Source organism: Fluviicola sp. (genome assembly GCF_030151805.1).
Classification (GTDB): Bacteria; Bacteroidota; Bacteroidia; order Flavobacteriales_D; family Crocinitomicaceae; genus Fluviicola.
The window spans coordinates 1-6,215 of sequence record NZ_JASLCN010000106.1 but is presented as its reverse complement, the minus strand read 5'-3'; the positions used below and the strand labels follow the sequence as shown (position 1 = coordinate 6,215).

Sequence of the window (6,215 nt, the reverse complement as noted above, 5' to 3'; positions counted from 1 at the left end):
TTTGATTACAAGCCTGCTTCCGGATTGAAAGGAGGAACCAAACGATATTTTAAACGGAAATTCCAGTTTGATTTTTTCCCAGCGGCCTTTTACCAGGTTGAATCGGCTCAAACGACCGATCGTCAAAACAATGATTGTTCCGGTGAATATAGCAGAAGATACAATTGCTTCGATACTCCATTCTAATGAGTGATCCCACAGAGTCAATAAAAATTGAGCAGCAAAGATGATCCCGTAATAGATCAGTAATCGTTTGAAAACAAAAGAAGAATCGATGATTTCCCTGTAACTGAAATACGGAGAATTATTGATGGAATTATTCAGAATGACCGCAAAAACAGAAATCGTTACTAAAAAGTAGAGAATGGTAAAAATCCACCCGATTTGATTCAGTGGCGGGTACATCAGGAAGAAATCATAGATTCCGTGCGCCAGGGAAGCCAAAAGGAAGCAAATCACAATGGTGAAAAACGTGTTTTTAGTCCGTTTAAACCGGAACAAAATGATTCCGTAAGCAACGATCGAAGTATCGAACATGTGGCCGACAGTTGAAAGAATTGCACGGCCGTGGATGATTTCCGGACCACTTCTACTAAAGTACATGACATGCTCCACGGCGGAAAAACCGAGTGCGCAAACAGAAACATACATCAGGTAATCTATCGGCTCTTTTAAATGAGATCTGAAGAGTAGGAAGAAGACCAGGAAAGCACAGAGTTTGGAAAATTCTTCAAGCATTCCTACCTGGAAAATCGCAAATGCAAGATCATTCAGAAGATTCCCGTTAATGTCCAAACTGATTCCGTTCAGAAGGTATTCATGTGCTCCGAAAACAACAAACACGGAACTTCCGCCTAAAAGAAAGGCAATCACTACATGAATCAGGCTGTTTTTGTGGTGAATATCAATCAAACGAAAGTAATCCACCCAAATCCAGGCGATGAACAATGAAATAAGTGAGTAGGTTAGTACTAAAATCACCCTATTTCAGATTTAAGAGTTCCTGCCACTTAAATGAAGTAGGACCGCAGCTCACTTTTAAACCATCCAACTGCTTATTGAGTCTGTCGATGATCATTTTAGCTTCTTCTCGTGTCATGTAAGTTCCTGCCAGCACATTCAATTCGGCTTTCAGTTTTTGAATAATGGAAGCAGTTCTCAGCGCCGATAAATAATCGTTTCCACTTAAATGGTATTTATTTAATTCGGTTTGAATAGATTCATTACTTGCTTTCAGATTGGTTTTTACCGGATCTGTAAAGGTGTTTATTTCCAACTGAATTCCCCTGTTCAGGAAGATATTGACTTCAGTAGAACGCAAACGCAGATTGGAAGAGTCCATTTTCGAGCGCAGGCGTTCCGCATCGGTTCCACCCTGGTATGCATTCCATTCGGTACGGTCAGTTGCCCTGACAACATTCGAACCATTCCATTTTCCAACACCTTGTCCGCGGGCAATTGCTTCAAAATGAAGTTTTTTGTCTAAAAGTGCTTCGAAAAACTGCCGGATAGAAACACTGTCGGAAGCATTTAAAAGCGTATTGTTTAATTCCCACTTGTTGGATTCGAATTGATCTACCAAATTCAGCTGCACGCGCGCATCAAATCCGGGTTTTGAATCCACCAGGTTGACATGTAGCATGACTTCGTCCGCATTATCGGAAAGTGGTCCATCAGGAATAGCGATCAGACGCACTTCGAATGGCGTTTTTAAAGTATCAGCCGGGAAAGTGAATTCCTGGGTATACAGATCGAAAGTAGCGGAATCAGAAAACGTGTAAAAACCATCCTTTTCCGTGTATTCTACCCAATGATAACCCATTGCTGTTCTGTAGGTATCCAATCTTCGCTGGTAAATAGCCAGTAAGTCAATTGCAGCTTGTTTTTCGATCTCCAGTTCGGCGATGATTCTTTTGTAGCGATCGTATTCCCCGTAAAGAAAAACGATTCCGGTTTGTTTCTTTCTGCGTGTTTTTTTATCCGAATACGTTTTAGGCTGTGCATTGAATTCGCCTCCACCCTTATTTTTCTTCATTGATTTTTTGCGGGCTCTTTTTACCGAATTCGGAACTTTTGAACTGGTAATGATGGTTCCTTGCGTAACGTCCGAGTAGCTGTGTTCTTTCTCGTTGATCTTCTTTTCTGTTTCGTCTTTTCGCTTCTTCGCAGTCTCAATTTCGTAATCATAACCACGTTTGCCATAAATCTTATCCCATAATTTGGCAATCTTGTCTTTCTCCAGTTCATTGATCACAGCCTGGAATGTTTTTCCGTCACTGTAAGTAGAGTCGGGAGAGAGGAACCGCGTATCATTGGCTCCGAATAGATGATACGATTTCCCGTTTCGTTCAACCACAACGGTTGTCTGTTTTTTGGAATTGTAGCCCCAAACATCAAAGTGAAGTTGCGTTAACCTGTTTTCGCCAACGGTTTCAAAATCAATTGAGGGCATGCGAACAGGTTCCAAAGCGGTTTTGTTTCGTTTGGATGCTTCAATGATCTTTGCTTCGTATGGAAACAAACCGATTGCTTTCGGTAAGCCCTTGTTCCATCTTCCGTTTTCATCTTTCTCCCGCTCGTTCAACAAACCGGAAGTTTCAGATCCGTCTCCGGCAGCAATCAGGATATTTTTGAAGCTTTCAGCTGTTCCTCCGAGCTGCCGGAAGATTTCGTAGGAGCGTTTTTCGACGTAGGCATTGATTGCATAATTCATCGCTTCAATGGCCACCAGCTGATCTTCTACCGATAAGAAGTGAAAAGTAGCCAGCATAGCCGCTTTGTCGTCGAAACTCAGACTTGGATTTAAAACTGCCAGCACTTTTTTGTGAACCCCAACTGTTCCGTCTTCCGATTTCAAAGCTGAAGCCGGAAGTTTGGATTTCAGGAATGTTTCAAACTCATTATACTGCGTGCGGTATTTTTCCAGGTCATTTTCCGATTGCCGCGAAGCTAAAAGAACCTTGTTCAACTCCCAAAGCGCCATTTTGTTCGCTGCTTCGGCAATAATTCCCTTCGGAGATTTTTCAATTTCCCCCGTTCGGATAAACAGTGAATTCGGATTATTGATGATATAACTTTCGATCGAATCGTAATTCAACTCCTTATTCATTAACCGGACTTCAGGACCTGAATACTCAAAATAACGACCGATACTGTTATCCAGAATCGGACTTTTTTTAACAATATGAAAGAGGTAGGAACGTTCTTCAGGAGTTAAATTATTTGTTCCCTGACTGAATGTACAGAAACATATAATGGAGAATAAAAGGGTGTAAACGTATTTCATTCGTTCTAATATGGAATCCAAATATCTGAATAATTGTTTCCGCTAAAATTAGTAACAGAAATAGTTGTTAACAACCATCTGCTAACCTTTTTGAGAATTTTCACCAAAATAAAAACCCCCGATATGTATCGGGGGTTTTGTGATTAATGATTGATAACAAGAGGAATTCGTTCCTGAATTTCCTTGTCTGCGCTTATTTCGATGTAATATACTCCGTTGGAATAATCGTTTAAATCAAAATCCAATGCGAACGTTCCGGAATAGGATTGGTTAAACACCATTTTTCCTTGCGCATCGTAGATAATGATCATATCCATCGGACTTCCGTTTGAAGTGATCTTGAATTGTCCGTTGTTCGGATTCGGGAACAGGGCAAAGGAAGACTGTTCGTACTCTTTAATACCAGTACAATCGTTGACTTCAATGATTGCCTGAGCCTGACCGGAACAACCGTTCACATCCGAGTAAGTATAAGTGACAATCGAAGTTCCGACTCCCGCAGCAGCAGGATAGAAGATGTTTCCAACGATTCCCGTACCGGTATAATTACCACCTGTCGGAGAACCGTTTGCCATCGTAAACGGAGATGCATACGTACACAAAGGTTCAAACGGATCAACCGATACAACCGGATTTGGATTCACAACTACCGGAACTACAACCGATGAAGAAGAACAGCCGTAAGCGTTTTGCACGGAAACCCAATAGTTACCGGAATTTGTTACAGCTAAAACCTGACCAACATATCCGGTCGACCATGTATTGGTTCCTGTTCCTGAAGTGAATAAGAACAACTCATCACCGTGACAAATAGTGGTAGAACCACTAGGTGTAATGATCGGTGCAGCAGGAGCAGGATTTACTGTTACAACAACCGGAGCAGAAGGTTGTGAAGGACATCCTGTCTGGTTTCCGATTACGGAGTAAGCTCCTGAAGTTGTTACAACAATTGTTTGAGATGTAGCTCCTGTTGACCAGGTACTGTTCGGATCAGATGAAGTCAAAGTGATACTTGCTCCGTCACAGATGGTTGTTGAACCGGAAGAAGAAATGTTAGGGATTGCAGAAACCGGGATCACAGTAATGGTAATCGGGTTACTGGTGCTTGTACACCCGTTTGCATTGGTATAAGTAACCGTATAAATTCCACTGGTCGTGACATTGATGTTTTGGCTCATTCCACCTGTCGACCACAAGTTTCCACTTGTATAAGACGATGTTAAGGTGACATACGATCCCTGACAAATGGTTGTTGCGCCACCTGCCGTAATGGATGGAATTGCCGGATTCGCCAGAACACTCACAACTACCGGAGCAGAAGAGGGTGAAGCACATCCGTTTGCATCAATGTAAATGACGCTGTAAACGCCACCTGAATTGACTGTGATATTCTGAGTCATTTCGGAATTGGACCAGGAGTTTCCGCTTGTACTGGAAGAACTCAATGTTACCGATCCGCCCGCACAGAAGGTGGTTGGTCCGCTCGCAGTTACAACCGGAGCAGCCGGAATTGGATTGACTGTTACGTTTACTGCAGCTGAAGCTGGCGAAACGCAACCGTTCATATCCGTGTGAGTTACCGTATAAGTTCCGCTGTTGCTGACAGTAATGGAGTTTGCCGTAGAACCTCCCGACCATAAATTACCCGAACCGTAAGAAGAACTCAAAGTTACCGAACCACCGGCACAGAATGTTACCGGACCGCTCATACTGATAACCGGAGCCGTTGGAATCGGATTGACAGTTACTACGGTCGGAGTAGAGGCAGGTGAAGCACATCCGTTTCCGTCCGTAACAGTTACGGTGTAAGATCCTGCTGATGACACAGTGATTGACTGCGTAATTTCACCCGTTGACCAAAGATTTCCTCCCGTAGAAGACGAAGTCAATGTAACTGATGAACCTGCACAAATGGATTCCGTAGCTCCCGTAACGATAGTTGGTGTTGGCGGTAATGCATTTACAGTAACGGTTTTAGGAGCAGAAGTTCCCGAAGTACATCCGTTTGTAATTACCTGAACCAGGAATGTTCCGGAAGAGTTAACTGTGATAGATTGCGTTGTTGCTCCGTTTGACCATAAGTTGTTGGTCGCCGAAGATGAAGTTAAAGTGACTGAACCACCGGCACAGAATGTGGTTACACCGCTGGCTGTAATTGTTGGAACAGCAGGAATGGTGTTTACAATCACGCCGACCGGAGCAGAAGCTGCTGATGTACATCCCAACACGGTTTGTGTAACGGTATACGAACCACTTGCACTAACAGTGATTGAAGATGTTGTTTCAGATGTAGACCAGGTATTTCCGGTGGAAATAGATGAAGTCAATACAACTGAACCGCCGGCACAGAAAGTGGTAGGACCGCCGGCAGTAATTACCGGAGCAGCCGGAATCGGATTGACTGTAATGGTTTGAGAAGCATTCGGACTTGTACAACCTAAAGAAGTTGCGTTAACCGTATAAGTGCCGCTTGCATTAACTGTGATGGATTGTGTTGTTTCTCCTGTCGACCAAAGGTTTCCTGTCACTGCAGATGAAGTAAGCGCAACAGATCCGCCAGCACAGAATGTCGTTGCGCTGCCTGCAGTAATTGTCGGAACTGCTGGAATTGGATTTACTGTTACATTGATTGTATTTGATACAGCTGAAGTACAAGGTCCGTCGATGACATTTACAGAGTAAGAACCGGAAGTTGTCACCGTAATGGATTGCGTTGTTTCTCCTGTCGACCACAAGTTCCCTGTTGTAGAAGAAGAAGTCAGAACCACTGAATTTCCGTCGCAGAATGTGGTTACTCCGCCAGCCGTAATGGTTGGTGTTGCCGGAGTAGGGTTTACCAATACATCTGTTGAAGCAGAAACACCGGAAGAACATCCAAGCAGGATTTGCTCAACAGTATAAGAACCGGTTGTTGTCACCGTAATAGATT

Annotated in this window: 3 protein-coding genes; all 3 read right to left on the bottom strand. The window is 43.3% G+C overall.

Going from position 1 to position 6,215, the window contains the following annotated elements; all coding sequences use genetic code 11:
- Window positions 1-981: PrsW family glutamic-type intramembrane protease (locus Q1V93_RS04160; RefSeq protein WP_300661866.1), on the bottom strand; the 981-nt coding region annotated here is incomplete at its 3' end.
- A 1-nt stretch (window position 982) separates the two neighbouring features.
- Window positions 983-3,286, bottom strand: coding sequence for a hypothetical protein (locus Q1V93_RS04155; RefSeq protein WP_300661863.1), 2,304 nt, complete (start codon window positions 3,284-3,286; stop codon window positions 983-985).
- A gap of 143 nt (window positions 3,287-3,429) precedes the next feature.
- Window positions 3,430-6,215: T9SS type A sorting domain-containing protein (locus Q1V93_RS04150; protein WP_300661860.1), on the bottom strand; the 2,786-nt coding region annotated here is incomplete at its 5' end.

Excerpts from the sequence above, each read along its gene's own strand:
- Q1V93_RS04155 (WP_300661863.1), bottom strand. The coding sequence starts at position 3,286 with ATGAAATACGTTTACACCCTTTTATTCTCCATTATATGTTTCTGTACA.